Annotated in this window: 27 protein-coding genes and 1 tRNA gene; 17 read left to right on the forward strand and 11 right to left on the reverse strand. The window is 65.1% G+C overall.

The window, feature by feature from the left end; all coding sequences use genetic code 11:
- Positions 1 to 23 precede the first annotated feature (23 nt).
- The 8 genes from LC083_RS02965 to LC083_RS03000 all read left to right on the forward strand — a co-directional run bounded on the left by LC083_RS02965 (position 24) and on the right by LC083_RS03000 (position 7084).
- The gene (locus LC083_RS02965) at positions 24 to 773 is read left to right on the forward strand and encodes a response regulator transcription factor (RefSeq protein WP_160607839.1); all 750 of its coding nucleotides are present in this window, start codon (positions 24 to 26) and stop codon (positions 771 to 773) included.
- Positions 766 to 2331, forward strand: coding sequence for a sensor histidine kinase (locus LC083_RS02970; protein ID WP_226699126.1), 1566 nt, complete (start codon positions 766 to 768; stop codon positions 2329 to 2331). The genes LC083_RS02965 and LC083_RS02970 overlap by 8 nt, the downstream gene beginning before the upstream one ends.
- Complete coding sequence (locus LC083_RS02975; protein ID WP_226699127.1) at positions 2328 to 2786, forward strand: HPr kinase/phosphorylase; 459 nt, start codon at positions 2328 to 2330, stop codon at positions 2784 to 2786. The genes LC083_RS02970 and LC083_RS02975 overlap by 4 nt, the downstream gene beginning before the upstream one ends.
- The gene (rapZ, locus tag LC083_RS02980; RefSeq protein ID WP_226699128.1) at positions 2783 to 3676 is read left to right on the forward strand and encodes an RNase adapter RapZ; all 894 of its coding nucleotides are present in this window, start codon (positions 2783 to 2785) and stop codon (positions 3674 to 3676) included. Before LC083_RS02975 ends, rapZ begins: the two co-directional genes overlap by 4 nt.
- A 69-nt stretch (positions 3677 to 3745) precedes the next feature.
- Complete coding sequence (locus tag LC083_RS02985; RefSeq protein WP_160607845.1) at positions 3746 to 4171, forward strand: PTS sugar transporter subunit IIA; 426 nt, start codon at positions 3746 to 3748, stop codon at positions 4169 to 4171.
- The gene (locus LC083_RS02990) at positions 4168 to 4446 is read left to right on the forward strand and encodes an HPr family phosphocarrier protein (protein ID WP_226699129.1); all 279 of its coding nucleotides are present in this window, start codon (positions 4168 to 4170) and stop codon (positions 4444 to 4446) included. Before LC083_RS02985 ends, LC083_RS02990 begins: the two co-directional genes overlap by 4 nt.
- 1 nt (position 4447) lies before the next feature.
- Positions 4448 to 5266, forward strand: a complete 819-nt coding sequence (locus LC083_RS02995) for a TrmH family RNA methyltransferase (RefSeq protein ID WP_226699130.1) — start codon at positions 4448 to 4450, stop codon at positions 5264 to 5266.
- 57 nt (positions 5267 to 5323) lie between these two features.
- Positions 5324 to 7084 (forward strand): amidohydrolase, encoded by a 1761-nt coding sequence (locus tag LC083_RS03000; RefSeq protein WP_226699131.1) that lies wholly within the window; start codon positions 5324 to 5326, stop codon positions 7082 to 7084.
- A 9-nt stretch (positions 7085 to 7093) separates the two neighbouring features.
- Here LC083_RS03000 and rmuC read toward each other — a convergent pair whose 3' ends face one another.
- The 4 genes from rmuC to recR all read right to left on the reverse strand — a co-directional run bounded on the left by rmuC (position 7094) and on the right by recR (position 10451).
- Positions 7094 to 8482: a DNA recombination protein RmuC gene (rmuC, locus tag LC083_RS03005; protein ID WP_226699132.1), complete on the reverse strand. Its 1389-nt coding sequence runs from the start codon at positions 8480 to 8482 to the stop codon at positions 7094 to 7096.
- 69 nt (positions 8483 to 8551) lie between these two features.
- Positions 8552 to 9118: a peptide deformylase gene (locus LC083_RS03010; RefSeq protein ID WP_226699133.1), complete on the reverse strand. Its 567-nt coding sequence runs from the start codon at positions 9116 to 9118 to the stop codon at positions 8552 to 8554.
- A gap of 32 nt (positions 9119 to 9150) precedes the next feature.
- Positions 9151 to 9816: a DUF2306 domain-containing protein gene (locus tag LC083_RS03015; protein ID WP_226699134.1), complete on the reverse strand. Its 666-nt coding sequence runs from the start codon at positions 9814 to 9816 to the stop codon at positions 9151 to 9153.
- A gap of 38 nt (positions 9817 to 9854) precedes the next feature.
- Positions 9855 to 10451 (reverse strand): recombination mediator RecR, encoded by a 597-nt coding sequence (recR, locus tag LC083_RS03020; RefSeq protein WP_226699135.1) that lies wholly within the window; start codon positions 10449 to 10451, stop codon positions 9855 to 9857.
- Between the two features lie 52 nt (positions 10452 to 10503).
- On the opposite strand from recR, the gene fmt reads away from it, so the two are divergent.
- The 3 genes from fmt to LC083_RS03035 all read left to right on the forward strand — a co-directional run bounded on the left by fmt (position 10504) and on the right by LC083_RS03035 (position 13351).
- Positions 10504 to 11412: a methionyl-tRNA formyltransferase gene (gene fmt, locus LC083_RS03025; protein ID WP_226699136.1), complete on the forward strand. Its 909-nt coding sequence runs from the start codon at positions 10504 to 10506 to the stop codon at positions 11410 to 11412.
- A complete protein-coding gene (gene truA, locus LC083_RS03030) occupies positions 11409 to 12158 on the forward strand; it encodes a tRNA pseudouridine(38-40) synthase TruA (RefSeq protein ID WP_226699137.1) in 750 nt (249 codons plus the stop codon). The genes fmt and truA overlap by 4 nt, the downstream gene beginning before the upstream one ends.
- Positions 12159 to 12238: 80 nt before the next feature.
- Positions 12239 to 13351: a zinc-binding dehydrogenase gene (locus tag LC083_RS03035; protein ID WP_226699138.1), complete on the forward strand. Its 1113-nt coding sequence runs from the start codon at positions 12239 to 12241 to the stop codon at positions 13349 to 13351.
- Positions 13352 to 13354: 3 nt separating this feature from the next.
- On the opposite strand, the gene LC083_RS03040 is transcribed toward LC083_RS03035, so the two are convergent.
- Positions 13355 to 14332, reverse strand: a complete 978-nt coding sequence (locus LC083_RS03040) for an asparaginase (protein WP_226699139.1) — start codon at positions 14330 to 14332, stop codon at positions 13355 to 13357.
- Positions 14333 to 14530: 198 nt separating this feature from the next.
- Here LC083_RS03040 and LC083_RS03045 point away from each other — a divergent pair, with 198 nt between their 5' ends.
- A complete protein-coding gene (locus tag LC083_RS03045) occupies positions 14531 to 15304 on the forward strand; it encodes a Crp/Fnr family transcriptional regulator (protein ID WP_226699140.1) in 774 nt (257 codons plus the stop codon).
- 55 nt (positions 15305 to 15359) lie between these two features.
- Positions 15360 to 15435 (forward strand) — tRNA-Val (locus tag LC083_RS03050).
- 7 nt (positions 15436 to 15442) lie between these two features.
- On the opposite strand, the gene LC083_RS03055 is transcribed toward LC083_RS03050, so the two are convergent.
- The 5 genes from LC083_RS03055 to LC083_RS03075 all read right to left on the reverse strand — a co-directional run bounded on the left by LC083_RS03055 (position 15443) and on the right by LC083_RS03075 (position 19977).
- Entirely contained in the window at positions 15443 to 15586 is a 144-nt protein-coding gene (locus LC083_RS03055) for a DUF2474 domain-containing protein (protein WP_226699141.1), read from the reverse strand.
- The gene (cydB, locus tag LC083_RS03060) at positions 15586 to 16593 is read right to left on the reverse strand and encodes a cytochrome d ubiquinol oxidase subunit II (RefSeq protein ID WP_226699142.1); all 1008 of its coding nucleotides are present in this window, start codon (positions 16591 to 16593) and stop codon (positions 15586 to 15588) included. Before cydB ends, LC083_RS03055 begins: the two co-directional genes overlap by 1 nt.
- A complete protein-coding gene (locus tag LC083_RS03065) occupies positions 16583 to 18040 on the reverse strand; it encodes a cytochrome ubiquinol oxidase subunit I (RefSeq protein WP_226700007.1) in 1458 nt (485 codons plus the stop codon). Before LC083_RS03065 ends, cydB begins: the two co-directional genes overlap by 11 nt.
- Before the next feature lie 86 nt (positions 18041 to 18126).
- Entirely contained in the window at positions 18127 to 19353 is a 1227-nt protein-coding gene (locus LC083_RS03070; RefSeq protein ID WP_226699143.1) for an FAD/NAD(P)-binding oxidoreductase, read from the reverse strand.
- A gap of 66 nt (positions 19354 to 19419) precedes the next feature.
- The gene (locus tag LC083_RS03075; RefSeq protein WP_226699144.1) at positions 19420 to 19977 is read right to left on the reverse strand and encodes a TlpA disulfide reductase family protein; all 558 of its coding nucleotides are present in this window, start codon (positions 19975 to 19977) and stop codon (positions 19420 to 19422) included.
- A gap of 55 nt (positions 19978 to 20032) precedes the next feature.
- On the opposite strand from LC083_RS03075, the gene argH reads away from it, so the two are divergent.
- From argH to LC083_RS03095, 4 genes are all read left to right on the forward strand, one after another.
- Positions 20033 to 21367, forward strand: coding sequence for an argininosuccinate lyase (gene argH, locus LC083_RS03080; protein ID WP_264187067.1), 1335 nt, complete (start codon positions 20033 to 20035; stop codon positions 21365 to 21367).
- Positions 21367 to 21603 carry a hypothetical protein gene (locus tag LC083_RS03085; protein ID WP_226699146.1) on the forward strand — a complete coding sequence of 79 codons (237 nt, stop codon included), beginning with the start codon at positions 21367 to 21369 and terminating at the stop codon, positions 21601 to 21603. Before argH ends, LC083_RS03085 begins: the two co-directional genes overlap by 1 nt.
- Positions 21604 to 21666: 63 nt before the next feature.
- Positions 21667 to 22929, forward strand: a complete 1263-nt coding sequence (lysA, locus tag LC083_RS03090) for a diaminopimelate decarboxylase (protein WP_226699147.1) — start codon at positions 21667 to 21669, stop codon at positions 22927 to 22929.
- Complete coding sequence (locus LC083_RS03095; protein WP_226699148.1) at positions 22929 to 23699, forward strand: bifunctional precorrin-2 dehydrogenase/sirohydrochlorin ferrochelatase; 771 nt, start codon at positions 22929 to 22931, stop codon at positions 23697 to 23699. The genes lysA and LC083_RS03095 overlap by 1 nt, the downstream gene beginning before the upstream one ends.
- Here LC083_RS03095 and LC083_RS03100 read toward each other — a convergent pair.
- On the reverse strand, positions 23696 to 24679 hold the full coding sequence (locus LC083_RS03100) for a MarR family transcriptional regulator (RefSeq protein WP_226699149.1): 984 nt from the start codon (positions 24677 to 24679) through the stop codon (positions 23696 to 23698). The genes LC083_RS03095 and LC083_RS03100 overlap by 4 nt on opposite strands.
- Between the last annotated feature and the right edge of the window lie 72 nt (positions 24680 to 24751).

A 24751-nucleotide genomic window follows, 5' to 3' on the forward strand; every position in this document is an offset into this window, starting at 1 on the left:
GAAAAGCGTTACCCGACAGGACGATGGAAAACGAACCTGCCACCGGACCTTCCCCACAGGCCGACGACCGCACCGTTATCGCGCTGGTCGACGACGACAGGAACATCCTGACCACCGTATCGATCGCGCTGCAGGCGGAAGGATTCGCCACCCGTGTCTATTCCGACGGGGAGGCTGCATTGTCGGCCCTCCTTCACAACCCGCCGGACCTTGCGATCTTCGACATCAAGATGCCCAAGATGGACGGCATGGAACTGCTGCGCCGCCTGCGCGAACGGTCCTCGCTGCCGGTCATCTTCCTCACCAGCAAGGACGACGAGCAGGACGAGGAAGCCGGCTTCCAGATGGGCGCCGACGATTACATCGCCAAGCCGTTCTCGCTCCGCCTGCTGCTGGCCCGCATTCGCGCGATCCTGCGCCGCAGCGACGCACGCCGGCCGCTTCCGCTGGAACCGGGCGAAAGCCCTGTCGAGATCATCGAGCGTGGTCGCCTGCGAATGGACCCTGCACGCCATCACGTGACCTGGGACGACAGGCCGGTTTCGCTTACCGTGACCGAGTTCCTCCTGCTCGAGGCGCTCGCGCTACATCCGGGTGTCATCAAGAGCCGCAACCAGCTGATGGACGCGGCCTATCCCGACGATGTCTTCGTCGACGACCGCACGGTGGACAGTCACATCAAGCGCATGCGGCGCAAGTTCCGCAGCGTCGATGGCACATTCTCCGCCATCGAGACGCTTTACGGCGCGGGCTACAGCTTCAGCGATGGCTGAACAGGGTAGCGTCCTCAGGGGCGACCCGAGGCTCGACAAGCTGCGCTGGTCGCGCCGCCTGTCGCTCACCAGCCGCATCCTCTTCGTCAACGTCCTGCCGCTGGTGCTGCTGGGCGGCGGGGTTCTCTATCTCGACAGCTACCGCAAGCAGCTGCTCGACGAGCGATTCAAGCTCGCGCTGGTCGAGGCGCAGATCACGGCAGAAGCGCTTGCAGGTGCAACTGTGCAGCGACAGGAAGCGCTGCTGATCCAGATCGGCAAGGAACAGCGCCTGCGCCTGAGGGTCTACGGACCCGACGGCAACCTCGAATCCGACAGTTTCGCCCTTGCCCCGCCCAGCTTCGATCTTCCCGAACCGGCCGAGGTCGACCAGCGCGAATTCGCGCTGCGCATGGACCGATGGTTCGACCGGATCGTCGGAGCGCCTGCCCTGCCCGACTATATCGAGCCGGGAGAGGACATGGCCTCCGCCTGGCCCGAACTGGTCCGCGCGCGGGAAGAAAGTCTGACGCAGATCGTGCTGCGCGATGCTCCCGACGGCACGCACGTGATCAATGCGGCGGCGCCCGTCGGCCTCGATGGCGATACGCTGCTGCTGACCCGCAACCCGGTGGACATCACCGAAAGCGTTCGCTCCGCGCGCACTTCGGTGGCGTTGATCGTGCTGCTGTTCCTCGCCGTGTCGACCATGCTGTCCTTCTTCCTAGCCCAGACCATTGTGCGGCCCTTGCGCGAGCTAGTGCAGGCGGCGGTCCGCGTGCGGCAGGGCCGCGACCGCGCAGTCGAAGTGCCGCGCCTGCCCGATCGCCGCGACGAGATCGGGATGCTGGCGCGCGCCATCTCGGACATGACCGGCGCACTGCGTCACCGCATCGACGCGGTCGAAAGCTTCGCAGCCGACGTGGCGCACGAGATCAAGAACCCGCTTGCCAGCTTGCGCAGCGCGACCGAATCCCTGAGCAAGGTCGAAGACCCGACCCTGCGTGCCCAATTGCTCGATATCGCGGTGCACGACGTGCGCCGGATCGACCGGCTGGTGACCGAGATTTCCGACGCCAGCCGTATCGATGCCGAACTCTCCCGCGCCGAGTTCGAGCGCGTGGAGCTCGACAGGCTGGTTGCCAATATCGTCGCCAGCCGCGAGGAGCGCGGCGAGAACGAGGGGCGCAAGGTCGCGGTTCTCAAGTCCGACGGGCCGTTCGTCGTAATGGGTGTCGGTATCCGCCTGGAACGCGTCATCGAAAACCTGCTCGATAATGCGGTATCCTTCTCGCCGCCCGAAGGGGTCATCGAAGTGTCGCTGTCGCGCCGCAATGGTTCGGTCGATCTCGCTGTGCTCGATTCCGGTCCGGGCATTCCGGAAGAGAAGCGCGAGAAAGTGTTCCACCGCTTCCATTCCGACCGGCCGGAGGAAGAGGACTTCGGCAACCACTCGGGCCTTGGCCTGGCGATCGGACGCACCATCGCGGAAGCGCATGACGGTTCGCTCCATGCAGAAGCACGCCCCGACGGTGCGCCCGGTGCCTGCATGGTGCTGACCCTTCCGGCAGCCCGGTGAGCACGACAATCGCCAACGTGACCTGCGTTGCCGTGAACGGCCGCGCGATCGTGATCGAAGGTGCGCCGGGAAGCGGCAAAAGCGAACTGGCCCTCGCCCTGATCGACCGCGGCGCCGTTCTGGTCGGCGACGACGGAATGACGGTCGAGGCCAGAGGTGATCAGGCCATCGCTTCCCCTCCGCCTAACATCGCGGGCAAGCTGGAGGTGCGCGGCGTGGGGATAATCGACCTCCCGACCACCTCGGCCCCGATCGCCCTCGTCCTGCGCCTCGTGGAAGACGCGCCACGCTATCCGCTCGAGATTGGGACGAGCGAGATTGCGGGCGTGGTCGTTCCCTGCCTGCCGTTCACCGCCGGCGATGCCATACAGGCCCTTCGTGCCGAATATGCGCTGGAAAAGCACGGCCAGCCTCTTCCGCATGAACGCGGCAGCAATGATATGCTCACACCATGAGCGACTCGTCCCGTCAGCGTATCCTGCTCGTCACCGGCCTGTCCGGCGCGGGCAAGACGACTGCGCTCCAGGTGCTGGAAGATCTCGGTTGGGAGGCGATCGACAACTTTCCGATCCGCTTGCTCTCGGGCCTCGTCGGCACCGACACGGACCAGCCCGCACCGCTGGCCATCGGCTTCGATTCCCGCACCCGCGGCTTTGTCCCGCGCGAGATTATCGACCAGTGCAGGGCGCTGTCGGAACGTCCCGACATCGAACTCGTCACCCTCTACATCGATTGTGCGACCGCCGAGATCGAGCGGCGCTATAACGAGACGCGCCGCCCGCACCCGATGGCGCGCGGTCGCCCGGTTGCAGGCGGCATCGTCGCCGAGCGCGAGCTGCTCGAACCGCTGCGGCGCTGGGCCGATATCGTCATCGACACGACCGGTTTTGCGACCAACCAGCTGCAACAGATCGTGCGCGAACGCTTCGCGGACAGCGAGGCGCGCGACATGACCGTGACCGTCTCCAGCTTCGGGTTTGCCCGCGGAATGCCGCCACTGGCCGACCTCGTCTTCGACATGCGCTTCCTCGACAATCCGCACTGGATCGATGGCTTGCGCGAACAGACCGGGCTCGATCCGGCTGTCGGCGCCCACATCGAGAACGATCCCGCCTTCGCTCCGTCTTTCGAGCGCATCGCCGATACGCTGCGCGACCTCCTCCCGCGCTACGCCGCACAAGGCCGCAGCTACCTGAACATCGCGTTCGGCTGTACCGGCGGGAGACACAGGTCGGTCTACAGTGCGGAACGTGCCGCTCAGGTCTTGCGCGAGGCGGGATTTTCGCCCACGGTCATACACCGAAATCTGGGAAGCCGCCCCGCCGATCCGCTCGAGCGCCGCTGATTCCCTAGCCGGACAATAGTCGACAGACATACCTAAGACCTTCGGAAAGCAGCGCACGGCCAACATCGCATGATCGGCATGATCCTCGTTACACACGGCAAGCTGGCCGAACATTTCATCGACGCGATGGAGCATGTCGTGGGCCGCCAGGAAGGCGTCGCCACCATCTGCATCGGTCCCAATGACGACATGGAACAGCGGCGCAAGGATATCGCCGATGCCATCGAAACCGTGGACGACGGCGATGGCGCGATCATCCTGACCGACCTGTTCGGCGGTACACCCTCGAACCTTGCCATCTCGCTGCTCGACACCGGCCGGATCGAGGTGATTGCAGGTATCAACCTGCCCATGCTCATCCGCCTTGCTGGCGCGCGCAAGTCGATGAACGTCGTCGATGCCGTTCACGCTGCACAGACCGCAGGTCGCAACTACATCACCGTGGCCAGCGAATTTCTCGGCCAGGAAATCGGCAACGCGCGGAAGGCAAGTTGAGCGAGTTCCGCAAGCAGCTCACCGTCGTCAACCAGCGTGGTCTCCACGCGCGGGCGAGCGCGAAATTCGTCGGCGCGGTCGCGGCGGCACCGGAGGGTTGTTCGGTTCGCGTCGCCAAGGGCAGCAACGAAGCTGCCGGCGGCTCCATCCTCGGGCTCATGATGCTCGGCGCGGCCAAGGGCGACACGATCGAGATCATCGTCGCGGGCGAGAATGCCGAAGGTGTGATGGCCGAACTCTCCGCCATGGTGGAGGACGGCTTCGGGGAGCCTTGAGATGCCCGACCATCGCCGGGTGATCACCGGTTTTTCCAACCCTACCGTCAAGGCGCTGCGCGCGCTGCGCGAAAAGAAGCACCGCAAGGCGGCAGGCAAGTTCCTCGCCGAGGGCCTGCGCCTGCTGACCGATGCGCGCGAATGCGGCCATGTGCCTGAGACGCTGGTCTTGGCGAGCACCCGCGATCCGCACCCGTTGCTCGCCGAACTGGAAGCGTCGGTGGAGGCTGCAGGCGGCGAGGTAATCGAAACCTCGCCCGACATTCTTTCCAAGATCACCGGCAAGGACAATCCGCAGGCCGTGGCCGGCGTGTTTGCCGAATTCGACACTTCGCTCGCATCGCTCGACCGCAGCGGTGCGGATATCTGGCTGGTGGCGCAGGCGCTGCGCGATCCGGGCAACCTCGGCACCATGCTGCGCACGGGCGATGCCATCGGCGCAGGCGGACTCATCCTGATCGACGACTGCGCGGACCCGTTCAGCGTGGAGGCGGTGCGGGCCAGCATGGGCGCGGTGTTCACCCAGAAGATCGCCCGGGCGGAATGGCCCGAGTTCGAGGCCTGGCTGCGCACCGGTCCGGGCCAGCTGGTCGCTGCCAGCCTGCGGGACGCGCAGCCCTTTCGCGGGGCGCCCTATGCAGCGCCATGCTTCGTCATGGTGGGCAATGAAAGCCGCGGCCTGCCCGAGGAATACGAGCTGGCCTGCGACCTGCGTGTCACCATGCCGATGAAGGGCCGCGCCGACAGCCTCAACGCGGCGGTCGCAGCGGCAGTGCTCGGCTACGAGGTGCTCGCCGCCCTCGATACCGCTTCCGCTTGATCTTGCGCACAAAACTTGCTGCCTAGTCGTCCGAGAGGCGTCGAGGGAGGAAGCGTGATGGGAAACAGGGGACGGCAGGCCATGGGCACTGCGTTGGCGGCTATTGCGGCGAGCGCTTTGCTTGTCGGTTGCGCGACCGGTCCCGCGATTGAGGACCCTGCCGATCTCATCCTCGTCAATGCCCGGGTCTATACGCTTGCCTGGGGCGATCCGGACGGAGAAGGCAAACCGGCAGCCGACGCCCCCTATCGCGGCGGGGAATGGCATCCCGATGCGGAGGCGGTGGCGATCGATGACGGGCACATCGTGTTTGCAGGCGACGTCCGTAATGCGCTGGCGCTGCGCGGAAGCGATACGCGGGTGGTGGACCTCGAAGGCGCGACTGTGCTGCCCGGCCTCGTCGATTCGCATACCCACGTGGTGGAATTCGGGGCAAAGCTCGACGCCGTCGACCTGACCGACGTTGCGACCGAAGCCCAGGCGGTCGCCCTGGTTGCTGAGCGCGCCAAATCGGTGCCCAAGGGCGAATGGATCTTCGGCGCAGGCTGGGACGAAGGTGCCTGGGCGAACGATTATCCGGACAAGGCCTTGCTGAGCGCGGCCGTTCCCGACCACCCGGTGGTGCTGCGCAGCCTTCACGGGTTCGCATTGTGGGCCAACCAGGCGGCGCTCGATGCCGGCGGCATTACGGCGGCCAGCGCCGTGCCTGAGGGTGGGGAAATGCGTCTTGATGCGGACGGCCGGCCCAATGGCCTGTTCCTCAACCGTGCGACCACCATGCTCGATGGGGCCATCCCGCCCACCCCGCTGGAAACCGCGAAGCGCCAGACGCGCGCAGGGCTGATGCAGATGGCGCGCGACGGCTTCGTGACCGTGCACGAGGCCGGGGCGGACACGCGCTCGATGGAGACTTTCGAGGCGCTGGAAGCCGAGAGCAAGCTGCCGATCAGGGTCTATGCGATGCTCTCGCTGCGCGACGAGCCCCTGATGCGGCGCTGGATTGCGCGCGGGCCGGATGCCGACGCCGACAGCATGCTCGTGACGCGTTCGGTAAAGGCCTATTACGATGGCGCGCTCGGTTCGCGCGGGGCGCGCCTGCTGGAGGATTATTCGGACAAGCCCGGCCACCGCGGGGTGAGCGGCAGCGGCTACGGTTTCGACCGCGCGCTTAACGATGCAGCCATGCGCGCAGGGTTCCAGACCGGCATCCACGCGATCGGCGATGCGGGCAACCGCGAGGCGCTGGACATACTCGAGGCGGAATTCCGCCAGCATCCGGCGACGCAGGCCAATCGCCACCGGATCGAGCACGCGCAGGTTGTGTCACCGCAGGACATGGGGCGCTTCGCCAAACTAGGCGTGATCGCGTCGATGGAGCCGCCGCATGCGGTGGAAGACAAGACCTGGGCCGAAGACCGTCTCGGGCCCGGGCGCATCCTCGGCGCATATGCCTGGCGGACCCTGCGGCGCAGCGGCGCGATGCTGACCTTCAATGCCGACAATCCGGGGTCGGATCACAGCATCTTCTATGGCCTCCACGCGGCCGTCACACGGCGCGACAAGGACAGGCAACCGGAAGGTGGCTGGTACGCGCAAGAGGCTGTGACCATCGAGGAAGCGATCCGCGCCTATACGATCTGGTCCGCCTATGCCGCTTTCCGCGAGAAAGAGACCGGCATTATCGCGCAGGGCCGCTGGGCCGATCTGACGGTGATGGACATCGATCCTTTCGCTCTCGCGAAGGACAGGCCAGGCGATATCCTGAATGGCCGCATCATGATGACCGTCGTGAACGGCGAAGTGGTCTACGAGCGGTAGGGTCTGGGCCTATTCGGCGGCCTCGCCCGTCCCGTCGGTCAGCAGGTCGTCATTATTGTAGCGCGGGGTCGCTTCCACCTTCGGCACTTCCTCGATCTCGCGCTTGCCGATCTCGATACCTTTTTCGGCAAGACGGCGTCCCGAGGACAGGACATTGCGCTCGAAACTGCCGACGAACTTGTTGTAATTGTTGACCGCGGTCTCGAGACCCCCGCCCACGCGCTTCATGTGCTCTGCCGCCACGGCAAGACGGTCATATAGTTCTGCGCCTGCCTTGCCGATCTCCATCGCTTCATTGGCGATCGTGTCCTGCCGCCAGACCTGCGCGACCGTCCGCGCGATGGCGACCAGGTTGGTGGGCGTCGCCAGAAGCACCTTGTTGCGGAAGGCGAAGTCCCACAGTTCGGGATCGTGTTCGAGTGCCGCAGCGACGAAATGTTCGCCGGGCACGAACATCACTACATAGTCAGGCGCGTCGTCGAACTGGCTCTGATAACCCTTTGACCCGAGGGTCTGGACGTGGCCGCGCATCGATTTCGCATGCAGGTCCATATGTCTTGCACGCTCGCCGTCATCATCGGCCTCGAACGCCGCCTGGTAGGCATTGAGCGAGACCTTCGCGTCGATAACCAGCTTCTTCTGGCCCGGCACGTTGACGATTGCATCGGGCCGCAGCCGCCCGCTTTCGGTATCGACCGACTGTTCGAGGATGAAGTCGGTGTGCTCCGACAACCCGCACTGCTCGAGCACGTTCTGCAGCGCCCTTTCCCCCCAGCGGCCGCGCGCCTTGGGAGCATTGGTAAGGCTATTGCCAAGGCGCTGTGCTTCCTTACGCACCTCTTCCTGCGAAAGACGCATACCTTCGATTTGCTGATGCAGCCGCGAGAAGGCATCGGCACGCTGGCGTTCGAGCGAGCCGACCTGCTCTTCGTATTTCTGCAGTCGCTCGGTCACCGGTTGCAGGAGCGAGGCGACCGCTTCCTTGTGCTTGGCCTCTGCCTCGCCAAGCCGCGTGGACGCTTCATTGCTGAACCGTTCCCGTGCCGCTTCGAGCACCTTTGCACCGGTATTCTCGAATTCCTTGAGCAGATTGGCGCGCGATTCTTCCAGCAGCCGCTTTTGCTCCTCAAAGGCAGCTCGCTCAGCCTTCAGCGCGGAGGCTTCTTCGCGCGCGGCGTCGAGCTTCAAGGCCAGATCGTCCGCTCGCGCTGCCCGTTCGGACATGGTCGCCAGTTCCGGCACCATGCGCGCGAGCTTTTCTTCAGCCGCCTTGGCCTCCCCCTCCGCTTTTCCGTGGCGCGCCTTCCAGTCGGCAACGGGGCGCGAGCCGATGAACCAGCCGAGCACACCCCCGATGGCGAGGGCAGCGAAAATCATAATGATAGCAGTCGTGTCCATCCCGCCACCTTATGCGGAACGGAGAGGGAACGCCAGTGGCGTTCGCGCAATTTCAACCGAATTGGAGGCTTACGCCGCTTCGCGCAGTTTCTTCAGCTTCTTCAGCGCCATGTTACGCTTGAGGCGCGAGAGGTGGTCGATGAAGAGGATGCCTTCGAGGTGGTCCATCTCGTGCTGGATGCAGGTGGCCATCAGGCCTTCCATCTCCTCCTCGTGCACGTTCCCGTCGAGGTCCTGATAGCGCACGCGGCAGGTCGCCGGGCGATCGACATCGGCGAAGATGTCGGGGACCGACAGGCAGCCTTCCTGGTAGGTCGTCAGCTCATCCGCCGGATCGAGGATTTCGGGGTTCACAAAAACCCGCGGTTCCTTCTTCGTCGGATAGTGGTGGTGGTGATGGCCGCCGTGGTTGCACTCTTCCGGCTCCGCATCGGTGTCTTCCGGCTGGAGATCTATGACAAGCAGGCGCTTCGGCACGCCGACCTGGATCGCGGCGAGGCCGATGCCGGGCGCGGCATACATGGTTTCGAACATGTCTTCGACAAGCGTCTTCAACTCGTCGTCGAACTCGGTGACGGGTTCGGACACGACCTTGAGCCGGGGATCCGGCACTTCGAGGATTTCACGGATAGCCATGCGGGTTCAGATAGGCGCGGCAAGCGCGGAATTCAATCCGACTCGCGCATGGTCCGGCGAGTGAACAGCTTCTTCGCAGTAGGGCCCCAGGTCAGCCACATTTCCGTAACCAGGATGGGGAGCAACAGCGTCAGCCATTCCTTGGTCGTTTCTTGCAAGTCCTCAGTCGGCATGAAAGCAAGAACGTCGTCCTGCACCTTGTTGATAATGCGTACCCAGACGAACGCTGCGCCGAGCGCGAAGGCTCGGATGGCGAACTTGCGGTGGTTGACAAAGTCACGCCTGCGGGCCGCCTGCCAGGCAACTGCCGCGAAGAAGATCCAGGTGCTAGCCAGCAAAGTCAGCGGGACACGCGAACCGGGCAAATAGAGGGTCGAACCGAGATATACCCCGAGCAAGCCCGCGATAATGCACCCGCCAAGAAAGACCCTGCCAAGCCACCGGTGTACTTGCGGCCGCGACTGGCGCAGGCCCGGCATGAACTGGAGCGGCGCGATCAGCAGGATGGGTGACGCGATGACAGCGTGGCCGACGTACCAAACGATGCGGTTCCAGGTCGTCGAGCCATCCTGCAGATCGGGCGACAGCACGTCTCCGACGGAATCGAGCAGGAAGTACACACTCGTTGCAAGGAACGCGGCCCAGAAGATGTACCAGAGCAGATGGACGGGCGTTACCCGCCGCGAAGCTGTCGCCAATCCCGTCACTCCCCAAGGGTCAAACCCCCGAGCGAGTTTTAGCCGAGAGGTCGCCGCGCGCGCAATGCCTGTGCAAGCGTGCCTTCATCGAGATAGTCGAGTTCGCCGCCAACCGGCAGGCCGTGGGCGAGTTGGGTGATGCGCACGGGGAAATCCTCCAGCCGCTCGGCGAGGTAGTGCGCGGTGGTCTGGCCTTCGAGCGTGGCGTTCATGGCCAGCACGACCTCGTCCACCCCGCCAGCCTCCACGCGGGCGAGCAGGCTGGCGATATTGAGGTCTTCGGGCCGCACGCCGTCGAGCGCGGAAAGCTTGCCGCCGAGCACGTGGTACTTGCCGGTGAAGAGTTTGGCGCGGTCGAGCGCCCAGAGATCGGCCACGTCTTCCACCACGCAGAGCGATTTCGTGTCGCGGCGCGGATCGGCGCAAATGCCGCAGGGGTTGCGGGTGTCGACATTGCCGCAGGTCTCGCACTCGACCAGCGCCTCGCCCACCGTGGCCAGCGCCTCAAGCAAAGCGGGCAGCGCGCTTTCGCGCCGCTTGACCAGCCACAGCACGGCACGCCGCGCGCTGCGCGGGCCGAGGCCGGGCAGGCGCGCCAGAGCGGAGGCCAGTGTCTCGATCTCTTGCGATGCCATGGAGTGACAGATAGGGGCGCGGGCATAGCAGAGAAAGACCACAAGGCCCGTCATGCGCATAATCTTTATGGGTAGCCCGGAATTCGCGGTGCCGACGCTGCAGGCGCTGGTCGATGCCGCGCACGAGGTGGTCTGCGTCTACACCCAGCCGCCGCGCCCGGGTGGCCGCCGCGGCAAGGAACTGACCAAGACCGCAGTGCACCAGCTGGCCGAACGGCTGGGCATCGAGGTGCGCCATCCCGTCTCGCTCAAATCGGCAGAGGAGCAGGAGAAATTCGCGGCGCTCGGTGCCGATGTGGCGGTTGTCGCCGCCTATGGCCTGATCCTGCCGCAAGCGGTGCTCGATGCGCCGAAGCACGGCTGCCTCAATGTCCACGCCTCGATCCTGCCGCACTGGCGCGGGGCGGCACCGATCCACCGTTCGATCATGGCGGGCGACGAGGTGACGGGCGTGACGATCATGCAGATGGAAGCGGGGCTCGATACCGGCCCGATGCTCGCGACGGTTCGCACGCCGGTCGAGGACAAGACCACGGGCGAACTGACCGAGGAACTGGCGGAACTCGGCGCGCAGCTGATGGTCGGCACGCTGATCGACCTCGAGGCGCTTCACCTGGTCGAACAGGACCATGATGCCGCGACTTACGCAAAGAAGATCGACAAGGCGGAAGCGCGGATCGATTTCGCGCGACCGGCCGCAGAAGTGGTCCGGCAGGTCCATGGCCTCTCGCCCTTCCCCGGCGCGTGGTTCGACCTCGACGGGATGCGCGTGAAGCTGCTGCGCGCGGAGGTGGCCGAAGGTTCGGGCAAGCCCGGCGAAGTGCTGGGCGAAAGCCTCACCATCGCCTGCACCGACGGCGCTATCCGCCCGGTCGAATTGCAGAAGGCCGGCAAGCCTCGAATGGACCTCGACACTTTCCTGCGCGGCAATCCGGTCGCGAAAGGCTCGATCCTTTCGTGACCCGCTTTGCCCTCACTCTCGAATTCGACGGCACGCCGTTCTTCGGCCTGCAGCGCCAGCCGCACGGGCCGAGCGTGCAGCAATCGGTCGAGGAGGCGGCACAGCGCATCACGGGCGAGGAAGTGACGCTGGCCAGCGCGGGGCGGACCGATACCGGCGTCCACGCGCTCGCCATGCGCAGCCATATCGACATCGAGAAGGACATCGAGCCCTTCCGCCTCATGGAGGCGCTGAACGCACAGCTGCGACCCGACCCGGTCGCCGTGACGCATTGCGAGGTAGTGCCCGACGACTGGCACGCGCGCTTTTCCTGCATCGGGCGCAGCTATGTCTACCGTATCACCAACCGCCGCGCGCCGCTGACGCTGGAGCGGGACCGCGCCTGGCAAGTGCCCCAGCCACTCGACGCTGCCGCCATGCATGAAGCGGCGCAGGCGCTGGTCGGCCATCACGATTTCACCACTTTCCGTTCGGTGCAGTGCCAGTCGGCCAGTCCGGTGAAAACGCTCGACCGGCTCGATGTGGAGCGCGATGGCGTACACGTGCTGATCCATGCATCGGCGCGCAGTTTCCTGCATCACCAAGTGCGCTCTATGGTCGGCTGCCTGGCGCTGGTCGGGATGGGCCGGTGGGAAGTCGGCCGCGTGAAGCAGGCACTGGAAGCGCGCGACCGGCAGGAACTGGGGCTCAACGCTCCGCCGGACGGGCTTTACTTCGTCGAGGCGATCTACCCCGACGAGACCTGACGTAACGTCACCCTAGCCAAGCCGCGACGAGGGGCCTAGCGATGGCCGCACACGGACGGGACAGGTTTGGGAGACATGACATGACCACCACCGGCAAGCAGCTTTTCACTACCCTTGCGGCAGACGGCACGCTGACCGTCGAAATCGCCGATGCGACCTTCCCCGACCCGACCGGCAACCAGGTCCTCGTGCGCATGGAAGCGGCGCCGATCAACCCGTCCGACCTCGCGATCCTGACCGGCGCGGCGGATTTCGAGAACGCCGACTATTCGCCCGGCAAGGTCGTCGCCAAGATGCCCGAACCCTTCAATTCGGGCCAGAAGGCGCGCCACGGCCAGCGCCTGCCCGCAGGCAATGAAGGTGCAGGCACCGTCATTGCGACGGGCGACAGCGACATGGCCAAGGCGCTGATGGGGCAGCGTGTTGCCTGCGTTCCCGGCAATGCCTTCAGCCAGTACGCAATTGCGGACGCCGCCATGTGCCTGCCGCTGGGCGATCACAGCTCGGAAGCGGGCGCGTCGAGCTTCGTCAATCCGATGACGGCACTGGGCTTCGTCGAGAATGCGAAGATGGATGGCGAGAAGGCGATCCTCCACACGGTGGGCGCATCGAACCTCGGCCAGATGCTCAACCGTATCTGCCTCGAGGACGGAATGGGCCTCGTGAATATCGTGCGCAAGGACGACCAGGCAGAACTGCTCAAGTCGCAGGGCGCCACGCACGTGGTCAATTCCTCCGACGACGACTTCATGGCCAAGCTCAAGGCGGCAATCGACGAAACCGACGCCTTCTATGGCTTCGACCCGATCGGCGGCGGCCAGATGGTCGACACCTGTTTCAAGGCGATGGAACAGGTCGCCGTGTCGAAGATGACCGAATATTCGCGCTACGGTTCGAACCAGGCGAAGCGCATGTTCATTTACGGCCGCCTCGACTTCGGACCGACCATCCTGACGCCTGCCTACGGGTTCGGCTGGACGCTTTCGGGCTGGCTGCTGACCCCGTTCCTGCAGACCGCGGGCATGGAAACGGTCATGCGGATGCGCAAGCGCGTGCTCGACAACCTGACGACCACCTTTGCCAGCAGCTACAAGACGAAGGTCGACCTCGAAGGTATGCTGACGAAGGACGCGATCCTCGACTACCGCCAGATGAAGACGGGCGAGAAGTACCTCGTCACGCCCAACGGCTGAGGCCTAGCGCCCGTCGAACGCCTGCTGGATGGCAGCGGGATCGCTGGTCCCGCTCGCCAGCAGGAGTTGGAGGAGAATCCGCGCCTTCTGCGGGTTCAGCGCGCGGGCGGCGACGAAGCGGTTGGCTTCGTCCTCGCCCTCGCGGTCGACCAGACCTTCGTCGACACGGCTCGACCGGACGACGGCAATGGCGCTGCCTGCCAGCCGAGCAAGTTCGCGCCTTACGGTCTCGGGCATGTTCCCCTCGCCAACCCCGGCTACCACGATGCCGCGCGTGGCCTCGCCCACTATCCGCAGCGCTTCGTCCGCGCGCATGCCGGCATGGACGAACAGGATCGGCACTTCGGGCAGGTCGCCGCACCAGGCGAAGGGCGCTTCGCCGCCCTGCCGCCATGGCGCGCCGAACCATTCGAGCGTCGCCGGGGTGACGAAACCGATGGATTCGCGCGGAAACCCGCGGAAGGCATCGGTGCCGCGCGTCCTCACTTTGCGCACGTCGCGCGCGGCGAAGACACGGTCGCCCATCACCACGAGCACGCCGCGACCCGACGCATCGCTATCGCTGGCAACGCGCACGGCATTGGCGAAATTGCGAAGGCCATCATAGCCGACCGCATCGGCAGGCCGCATTGCGCCCACCACCACGACCGGCTTGGTGGCGGGCAGGGTCAGGTCGAGCAGGAAGGCGGTTTCCTCGAGCGTGTCGGTGCCGTGCGTGACGACGACCCCGTCGCAATCGTCACGACCGAGCGCCTCCAGAATAGCCGCGTGCAGCGGGTTCCAGACCTCGGGGCCGATTTCGGCCGAATCGATATTGGCGATCTGGCGGCCGGACAGTTCCGCCGCGAGCCCCAGCCCACCTACCTTTTCGAGATAGTCCTCGATCCCGATCTCGCCTGCGCGATAGTCCTGCGCGATGGCGGAACCCGCGATCCCGGCGATTGTGCCCCCGGTGGCAAGCACGGTCAGTCTGATGGTCATGGGCGCGAGGGATAGCGCCAAGGCGTCACTCGGTCACGCCTTCATGAACGGGCGAAGAGGCCGAGGGCAGCAAGTTTTGCGATTATAACAAATGACAATGCGGGCTGTCTGCTTTGTGCGTATGAATTCCTGAAAAGAACAGAAAGCTAACATCCGTCAATAGACCGCAAACTTCCGACTTGGTTAATCAGCCCCGCAATGGACGCGATAAGAGGTGACATCAGGTCTTCCCCGTTCCCGCTGACCGGCGATTTCCTCGCCGGGCGCCTGTGGGACCAGCTCGACCGGGACGACCTGCAATATATCGAAGACCTGATCGAGACCGTGCAGGACCACGGCGATGGCGCGCGCCTGCTCGAAAGGGGCACGGTTACCGACCGCAGCACCATGCTGATCGAAGGCTTCGTCTTCCGCACGATCGAGAGCGGCGACCGCCGCTATATCGTCGGCGTGCAGGTGCCCGGCGACTTCGTCGATCTGCACGGCTTTGCGCTGAAGCGGCTGGACCATTCGATCGTCGCTGCCGGACCGGTCAAGGTGGGCACGGTCAGCCATGACAGCCTGCGCAAGGTCATGCACGAAAGGCCCAATGTCGCGCGCGCCATGTGGTTCGGAACGCTTCTCGACGCGGCCATCCATCGCAAGTGGATCCAGATTCTCGAACAGCTCGACGCGCCCAAGCGGATCGCCCATCTCTATGCCGAATTGCAGACCCGGCTCGAAATGGTTGGCCGCGATGCCCCGCGCGCATTGCGTACGCCGTTCACCCAGCTCGACCTTGCCGACATGTGCGGGGTCAGCGCGATCCACGCCAACCGCGCGGTCGGCAAGCTGCGAGATCTCGGCATTGCGGAAATCCGTCGCGGCGACCTGTTCTGCGAAGATTGGGACCGCCTGCGCCGCTATGCGCGCTTCGATCCCGACTATCTCTATGGCGACGGCTCGCTGAAGCTCGACAAGGGATGGTACTGATCGGCGCGCTTGACGCTGCCGCAAAGCGCGCTACATGCCCGCTTCTCCCGCAAGGGGGCGCTTAGCTCAGTTGGTAGAGCATCTCGTTTACACCGAGAGGGTCGGCGGTTCGAGCCCGTCAGCGCCCACCATCCCCCCTCAGGCAAGCCACAGGCGCAGGGCGTAGGCCACGGCCCCCAGCACCGTCACGCTTGCGATCCAGATCAGCACCATCCAGCCCAGCCGCTGCCACAGCGGGCGGGCTTGCGCGTCCTGCGAACCGGACAGCGGGTCGAAGGCCATCAGTGGTAGCCTTCCGTCCCGACCTTGCCGCGAAACACCCAGTAGGCCCAGGCCGTGTAGGCGAGGATCAGCGGCATGGTGATGGCGACGCCCACCAGCATGAAGGCCTGGCTTCTCTGCGGTGCTGCAGCATCCCAGATGGACACGTCGGGCGGCACGACATTGGGCCAGATCGTCAGGCCGAGGCCGGCCATGCCGAGCAGGAACAGCGCGATGCTGAGCCAGAAGGGCAGGCTCTGCCCCTCCCCGCCCAGCGAGCGCAGCAGCAGGACGGCCAGTCCCAGTGTGACCAGCGGCACCCACGCGGTGAGGTAGATTTCAGGGGCGGAGAGCCAGCGCGCCGCATATTCGGGATCGAGCGCGAGGTTGTAGGCGCTGACCGCCCCCATCAGGGCGAGCGTGCCGATCGCCGCGTGCTTGGCCAGTTGGCGCGCATGGGCCTGCGCCTTGCCCTCCAGCTTCCAAATCAGCCAGGTCGCGCCGAGCAGCGCATAACCGACCACGGTCCCGAAGCCGGTCAGCAACGTATAGGGCGTCAACCAGTCCCACCAGCTTCCGGCATAGGCGCGGTCCTGCACCTCTATCCCCTGAAGCAGCGCGCCCAGGATCATGCCCTGCGCCATGGCCGCGACGAAGGATCCGGCGGTGAAGCTGAAGTCCCAAAACCTCTCGTGCGCCTTGTCGCGCCAGCGAAATTCGAACGCGACCCCGCGAAAGACGAGGCCCAGCAACATGGCGATTACAAGCGGGTAAGTCGCAGGCAGGATGATGGCATAGGCCAGCGGGAATGCGGCAAACAGTCCGCCCCCGCCCAGCACCAGCCAGGTCTCGTTCCCGTCCCACACCGGCGCGATGGAATTCATCGCCTGGTCGCGCTCCTGTCCCGGCTCGAAAGTGGGGAACAGCACACCGATGCCGAGGTCGAAACCGTCCATCACGACATAGGCGAAGACCGCGAAGGCGATGATGAACGCCCAGATGACTGTTAGGTCGACATCAACGCCCATCGGTCGCCTCCTCCTTGCCTGCGGGGAGGGCATCCGGGTCGCGGCCCGGGTTCTGCGTTGGCCCCGGGGTTATGCCGGCGGTCCTGACCGGGCCCTTTTCGGTGCGCTTCACGCCCTTCTCGCCGGTGTGCGGGGACTGGCTCATCAGGCGCAATATGTACCACGTACCCACGCCGAAGACCGCGAAGTAGACGATCACGAAGGCGATCAGCGAGGTCGCGACGGCCGGCGCGTCCAGCGGGCTGGCGCTGTCGGCGGTGCGCAGCACGCCGTAGATCGTCCACGGCTGGCGGCCGACCTCGGTCGTTATCCAGCCCGCAATCACCGCGACGAAGCCAGAAGGTCCCATCGCAATCGCAGCGCGGTGTAGCCAGCGCCAGTCGTAAAGCCTGCCGCGCAGCCGGGCGAGCAGGCTCCACGCGCCGATCCCCAGCATCAGGAAACCGATCCCGACCATGACGCGGAAGGCCCAGAACACGGGGAAGACGGGCGGCTGGTCCTCGTCCGCAATCGTGTCGAGCCCGTCGAGCGGGGCGTCGAGTTCGTGCTTGAGGATCAGGCTCGAAAGCTTGGGAATGCCGAAAGCGTAGTCCAGCCGCTGCTCTTCGTCATTGGGTATGCCGAACAGGTATAGCGGGGCCCCGTCCGGGTGGCTTTCGTAATGCCCTTCCATCGCCATGACCTTGGCGGGCTGGTGCTCCAGCGTGTTGAGGCCGTGCATGTCTCCGGCAAAAATCTGCACCGGTGCGACCAGCGCGGCCATCCACATGGCCATCGAGAACATCTTGCGTGCGTGCCGGTTGGCGCTGTCCTTCAGCAGGTGCCACGCCCCCACCCCGCCGACCACGAAAGCGGTCGTGAGGTAGGCGGCAATCACCGTGTGGACGAGGCGGTAGGGGAAGCTGGGGTTGAAGACGATTTCGAACCAGCTTGCCTCGGGCAGGTACTGGCCGTTCGCGCCTTCGATGAAACCAACCGGCGTCTGCATCCAGCTGTTCACCGACAGGATCCAGAATGCCGAGATGAAGGTGCCCACGGCGACCATCAGTGTTGCGGTAAAGTGCAGCCCCTTGCCGACGCGGTTCATGCCGAACAGCATCACCCCGAGGAATCCCGCCTCGAGGAAGAAGGCGGTCAGCACCTCGTAGGCCATGAGCGGCCCGATCACCGGCCCTGCCTTGTCGGAGAATACCGACCAGTTGGTCCCGAACTGGTAGCTCATGACGATGCCCGACACGACGCCCATGGCAAAGGCGATGGCGAATATCTTGAGCCAGTACTTGAACAGGTCCTGGTAGACCTGCTTGCCGGTCTTCAGCCAGAGCCCTTCCAGCACCGCGAGGTAGCTCGCCAGCCCGATCGAGAATGCGGGAAAAATGAAGTGGAAGCTCACCGTGAAGGCGAACTGTATCCGGGCGAGCATCAGCGCATCGGCGTTCTCGAACATGGTCACCCTATACAGTCACGCCGGCGGCGGTGGGATGAAAGCAATGCACCCGATGGTGCGCGCGGTGCATCACGGCCCGGGCGCAATCAGCCCAGCTTGCCCGGCTTCACCAGCCATTCGCGGCCCTTGAGCATCGCCTCCCAATAGATCTTGGGCAGGATATCGGCCTTGAGCGTCCAGGCGCGCCGGGTCGGCTTGCGCCCGTCGAGCATCCAGTCGGGGAAGCTCGGCAGCAGTTTGCCGCCATAGCCGAATTCCGCGAGCACGATCTTGCCGTGCTCCACCGTGAGCGGGCAGCTTCCATAGCCGTCGTAGGCAGCAGGCAGGGACTTATCGAGAATGGCCGCGATCAGGTTCTCCGCCACGATCGGCGCCTGCTTGCGTGCAGCGGCGGCGGTCTTGGCATTGGGCGTATTGGTGCAATCGCCCAGCCCGAAGACGTTGTCGAATTTCGTGTGACGCAAGGTTGCCGGATCGACATCGACCCAGCCGCCCTCTCCTGCGAGCGGGCTGGCCTTGATGAAATCGGGCGCGGTCTGCGGCGGGACGACGTGGATCATGTCGAAATCGACCGTCTTGGTGCCGCCTTCGGTAGCAAAAGTGGCGGTCTTGGCGCTGCCATCGACAGCGGTCAGTCGCTCGTTGAGGTCGAGCGTGATGCCATAGCGTTCGACGTATTCCATCAGGGCGGGGACGTAGTCGGCCACGCCGAACAGTACGCCTCCGGCATTGTGGAAGTGCACGTCCATGTCCTTCAGGCAGCCCCGCCGCTCCCATTCGGAGCAGGACAGGTACATGGCCTTCTGCGGCGCGCCTGCGCATTTGATCGGCATCGGCGGCTGGGTGAACAGCGCCCTGCCCGACCGCGTGCGCTGGACGAGGTCCCAGGTGTAGGGCGCAAGGTCGTAGCGATAGTTCGAGGTAACGCCGTTGCGGCCGAGAGTATCGCTCAAGCCTTCGATGCCGTCCCAGTCGAGCTTCAGCCCAGCTGCTACCACGAGGAAGATGTAGCCGACCCGGCTTCCGTCCTCGAGCACGACCTCGTTCTTGTCCGGCTCGAACGCTGTTGCCGCCTGCGAGATCCACGAGACATAGTCGGGCATGACGGCCGCCATGTCGCGCACGGTCTGCGGCGCCTTGAAGACGCCGCCTCCAACCATGGTCCAGCCGGGCTGGTAGTAGTGCTTGGCCGCAGGTTCGATGATGGCGATGCGCAGGCTCGGCTCGCGCTTGTGCAGCGATGCTGCCGTGGCAATCCCCGAAGAACCGCCGCCCACGATGACGACCTCGAATTCGGCTTTGCTTCCTGCCACCGGCCTTCTCCCTGCTATATTAGATAATCCTTATGTATGGGGCCAAGCCTTTGTGCAAGAGGCAAATCAGGGCCCTGTGACTTCTTCGATCGCTGCCCGTGCCTCTTCGCTCGACCAGTCGTAATCGCCGCGCACGCGCCAGACTTCGACGCCAGATGCATCGTATAGCACAGTCGTGGGGAGCGGAGTGTTATCGTAATGGAAACCCAGCTCGGCGTCGGGGTCCATCCATGCCTCCAGATAGCCGAACTCGTTTTCCGCGAAGAAGGCGGCGACCTTTTCCTGGCCGTTCAGGTCCTGGCTGACCGTAATGACCTGCAACTGCTCGTCATAGTCGGCAGCCAGCTGGTCGAGCAGTGGCATCTCTTTCTTGCAGGGCGCGCACCAGGTGGCCCAGAGATTGAGCAGCACCGGCCTGCCCTGCAGGGCGCCGAGATTGAGTACACGGCCATCGAGATCGCGGACATTGGACGCAGGCATCAGCTCGCCTGCATTGCTGCGGTCGATTTCGCCCGTTGCCTGCGCCGAAGCACCGCTTTCTTGCGCCGGCTCCGGCTCGCTCCTATCGCAGGCGGAAACGGCAAGACCCAAGGTGACGAGCAGCGTGAGCGAAAAGCGGGACAATCAAGGCTCCAATTCGATGTGGGGCGGCAGGTTCGCCGAAGGACCTAGCGCGATCATGCGCGAAATCAACGCCTCCATTCCCTTCGACAAGGCGCTCTGGCGCGAAGATATCTCGGGCAGTCTCGCCCATGTGGCGATGCTGGCGAAGCAGGGCATCGTCAGCGAGGCGGATGCGGATGCCATCACGAAAGGCCTCAACCAGATCGCCGAGGAATACGCCCGCGACGGCGTGCCCGAGAACTGGGACCTCGAAGACATCCACATGACAGTGGAATCGCGCCTGACCGAAATCGTCGGCCCTGCTGCCGGCCGCCTCCACACAGCCCGCAGCCGCAATGACCAGGTGGCGACCGACTTCCGCATGTGGGTGCGCGAGGCGACACGGCGCGCGATCGGCGGGATCGACACGGTACTGGCCGCGCTGGTCGGGCGGGCGGACGAGCACGCCGGCAGCATCATGCCCGGCTTCACCCATCTCCAGACCGCACAGCCGGTCACGCTGGGCCATCATCTGCTCGCCTATTTCGAGATGCTGATGCGCGACCGATCGCGCTTTGCCGATGCGCTGGCCCGGATGGACGAATGCCCCCTCGGCTCGGCGGCGCTTGCAGGAACCGGTTTCGACCTCGACCGCGAAATGACTGCCAAGACGCTTGGCTTTGCACGGCCGACGCGCAACAGCCTCGATGCCGTGTCGGACCGCGATTTCGCGCTCGATTACCTGATGGCGGCCAGCCAGTGCTCGCTCCACCTTTCGCGCCTCGCGGAAGAATTCATTATCTGGGCAAGCCAGCCTTTCGGCTTCGTCAAACTGCCCGATACGCTGTCGACCGGCAGCAGCATCATGCCGCAAAAGCGCAATCCCGACGCCGCCGAACTGGTGCGCGGTCACGCAGGCCGCGTGATCGGGTGCGCGACCAGCCTGATGATCACCATGAAGGGTCTCCCGCTCGCCTATTCGAAGGACATGCAGGACGACAAGCCGCCGGTGTTCGAGGCGGCGGGCCTGCTCGATCTCAGCCTTGCCGCCATGGCCGGTATGGTCGCCGACAGCGGGTTCGACACTGCGCGGATGCGCAAAGCGGCAGAGGCCGGCCATGCGACCGCGACCGATCTTGCCGATTGGCTGGTCCGGCAGGCCGACATACCCTTCCGCGAGGCGCATCACATTACCGGTGCGGCCGTGAAGCTGGCCGACCAGAAGGGCGTTGCGCTCGACGGGCTGACGATCGCGGATCTCAAGGCCATCGACGAGCGGATCGACGAGCGGGTGTTCGATGCGCTCTCGGTCGACGCCTCGGTCGCAGCGCGCGCTTCCTATGGCGGGACCGCGCCGGTCAGGGTAAGGGAACAGGTCGAAGAGGCCCGCAGGCGGCTGGAGAATTTCTGATGCGCACCATTGCCCTCGTCGCTACCCTGCTCCTGCTCGGAGCCTGCGGCCAGAAGGCGCAGTTGAAGCCGCTCGAAGGCAATGCGCTCCCGCCCGCTCCGTTCGGGTCCGAAGTCCGTCCCGATGCAGACGATCTGCTAGAACTGAAGCCGCAGGCCGCCCCCGAACGCAGCGTGGAACTGCGCACCCGTTCGGAAGAGCGCGAGGACGATCCTTTCGACCTGCCTCCCGAATAGGTTGCGCCCCGGCAAGCAAGGCTTGCTCGACTCGGGCGCGCTGCTTGTGCAGAGGCGCTGACCATGGACCATTTCCAGCTTCGTGACGGCGTCCTGCACGCCGAAGACGTGCCGCTTCCGCTCATTGCCGAACAGGTCGGTACGCCCGTCTACGTCTATTCGCGCGCCACGCTCGAACGGCACGCGCGCGTGTTCCGCGATGCGCTGTCCGGTGTCGAGAACCCGCACATCGCCTTCGCGGTCAAATCCAATCCCAACCTCGCTGTCCTGCGCGTGCTCGCCAACATGGGTTACGGCGCCGATGTCGTGTCGGGCGGCGAACTGACGCGCGCGCTCAAGGCGGGGATGAAGCCGGACGACATCGTGTTCTCCGGCGTCGGCAAGACCCACGCCGAACTGCTCCAGGGCCTCGAAGAAGGCATCGGCCAGTTCAACATCGAGAGCGAAGAAGAAGGCTACGAACTCTCCGCCATCGCCGCACGACACGGCAAGCGCGCCGCCTGCGCCTTGCGGGTTAACCCGGACGTCGATGCGCGCACGCACGAGAAGATTTCGACCGGCAAACGCGAGAACAAATTCGGCGTCCCGCTTGACCGGGCAGCCGACATCTATGCCCGCCTGGCGCAGGAAGAAGGCCTCGATATGCGCGGCGTGGCCGTGCACATCGGCAGCCAGCTTGCCGACCTCGAGCCGCTGGAAACAGCATTCGGCAAGGTCGGCGCTCTTATCGCCGAATTGCGCGGCCAGGGTTGCACCGTGACCCATGCCGATCTCGGCGGAGGTCTCGGCGTGCCATACAAGGCGGGAGAGGAACTGCCCTCCCCGGCGGAATATGGCGAGATGGTCGCTCGCGTGACCAAGGGCTGGGGCGTCCAGCTGATGTTCGAACCGGGCCGCGTCATCGCGGGCAATGCCGGGATTCTGCTGACCCGCGTGATCCGTTCCAAGCGCAGCGGCAACGGCCCGCCCTTCGTGGTGGTCGATGCGGCGATGAACGACCTCGCACGCCCGGCGATGTATGGCGCGTGGCACGATTTCGACGCGGTGGAGCCGAGCGGCGACCGGATGACCGCGCATATCGTCGGCCCTATCTGCGAGACGGGCGACACATTCGCCATGGACCGTGAATGCGATGCGCTGGTCGCAGGCGACCTTGCAGTATTCCGCACCGCCGGCGCCTATGGCGCGACCATGGCCTCGTCCTACAATTCGCGCGGCTTCGTGGCCGAAGTGCTGGTCGACGGCGACAAATTCGCTGTCGTGGCCGATCGCATCGCCGCCAGCGCGATCATGGATGCCGAGCGCGTGCCGGAGTGGCTCGCCTGATGCTGCATTCGCTGCCCCTGTTCCACCGGATCGCGGGGCAGCGGGTGGTGGTGGTCGGCAGCGGCGACATGGCCGATGCCAAGGCGAGGCTCGTGGAACGGGCAGGCGGCATTCCTTGCGGGGAGACCGAGGCGCACCACGCCCGCCTCGCATTCGTCGCGCTGGAAGACGAACGCGCGGCCGAGGCAGCAGCCCTGCGGCTGAAGCGGGCGGGTCTGCTCGTGAACGTCGCCGACCGGCCGGACCTGTGCGATTTCACCCTGCCGAGCGTGCTGGAGCGCGGCGACGTGCTCGTGGCGGTCAGTACCGGTGGTGCATCTGCGGGTCTTGCCAAGCACTTGCGGCTGCGGCTCGAGCGCCTGTTGCCCCAGTCGCTGGGACCGCTTGCCGCAGCTCTCTCCACAGCACGCGAGCGCATCCGCGACCGGTTTCCCCGCAGCGACGACAGGCGCCGGGCAATCGACGCTGCGTTGTCGCAAGGCGGCCCGCTTGATCCGATGGTGGAAGGCAGCGATGGCAGGCTCGATGAATGGCTAGGTGGCCGGGAGACCCCGAATTCCCGTGCCGTTCTTGAAATCACGCTGGCGAGCGACGATCCGGAAGACCTCACCCTCCGACAGGCGCGCGCACTGGGGGAAGCCGACACGGTGATGCATGATCCGGGTGTCGCCGAAGCCATTCTCGTGCGGGCTCGTGCCGATGCGGCAAGAATGCTCTTGCCTGCAGATCCACCGCCAGAAGGGCGGACGGTCGTTCTGAGGAAAGGCTAAAGCGCGGCTGCCATGGGCACCGCAGCAGCGGCCCGGGTCTCCGCGAAATAGCGGGCCATCGCGTCCGCCGTGTCATCGGACAGCGCGATGTGGGCCCTGCGGCGATCGAGGGGGTCGGGAATGCGCAGCAAAAGCCCCATCTCCACCATCTGCGAAATCCAGCGCAGGGCGGTGGTCGCGGGGACGCCAGCCGCAATGCAGAGCGAAGTGACCGAAACCCGCTTTCGCTCCGCCCGGGCGGCAGCAAGGTCGAGCAGGATGTCCCAAGCAGGATCGGCAAAGAGTTCGGGATCGAAATACCGCGCCCGTGCCTGCCGGTTGCGGATCACCGCACGGATGACCGAGGCATCGGGCAAGGCCGGACGCGGCGATGCGCCGCCATGGGCGACATGTTCGTCTCCCGCTGCGCGCCACGCATCGGTTGCCGCTTCCAGTCGGAATGCCCCACCGCCTGCCCGCTGCCCGGGCGAAAGCCTTTCGAGCCGCTCGGCCATCTTGCCGACCTGCTCTGTCAACCTGAGCAGCATCAGGCGGTCTTCTTCGGCCAGTTCGCGAAGGCGCAGGTTCGGGACATGGGCGAGCACCCGGCCGATCGCAACGATGCGTTCCGCCCGGCCCGGGTCCACCAGGATTTGCGCGCCCGGCATGGCGAAGCAGCCGAACACGGTGTCGAGCGCGTCCATACCGGTCGAAACGACCAGTTGCGCACCGGACTTGCCCGCGCGCATGTCGAGTCGCGAAAGCAGCGCCATCACGCCGGCATCGGCCGCCACGCAGTCGACCAGCACCAGGTCGCCGAGCGATCCGACAGACCCGCTGGCGTATTCGTCGAGCCCGCAGCATTCCATTACGCGGAAACCGGCCGCCGCCGCATCTTCCCGCATCTGTTCGCGAAGGGCCTCACGGTCGGCAAGAATGGTCACACCCAGCTGGCATCCGGCGCCGTCGCACACCGGTTCGTAGGAAAAGTCCGCCTGCATGGAATCACCTTTCGATGGCCTGATTGGCGAACGTAGTGAGAACAAACAGTGTCCGTGTCAAGAATTTCAGCA

Source organism: Qipengyuania gaetbuli (assembly GCF_020524765.1).
GTDB lineage: Bacteria > Pseudomonadota > Alphaproteobacteria > Sphingomonadales > Sphingomonadaceae > Qipengyuania > Qipengyuania gaetbuli_A.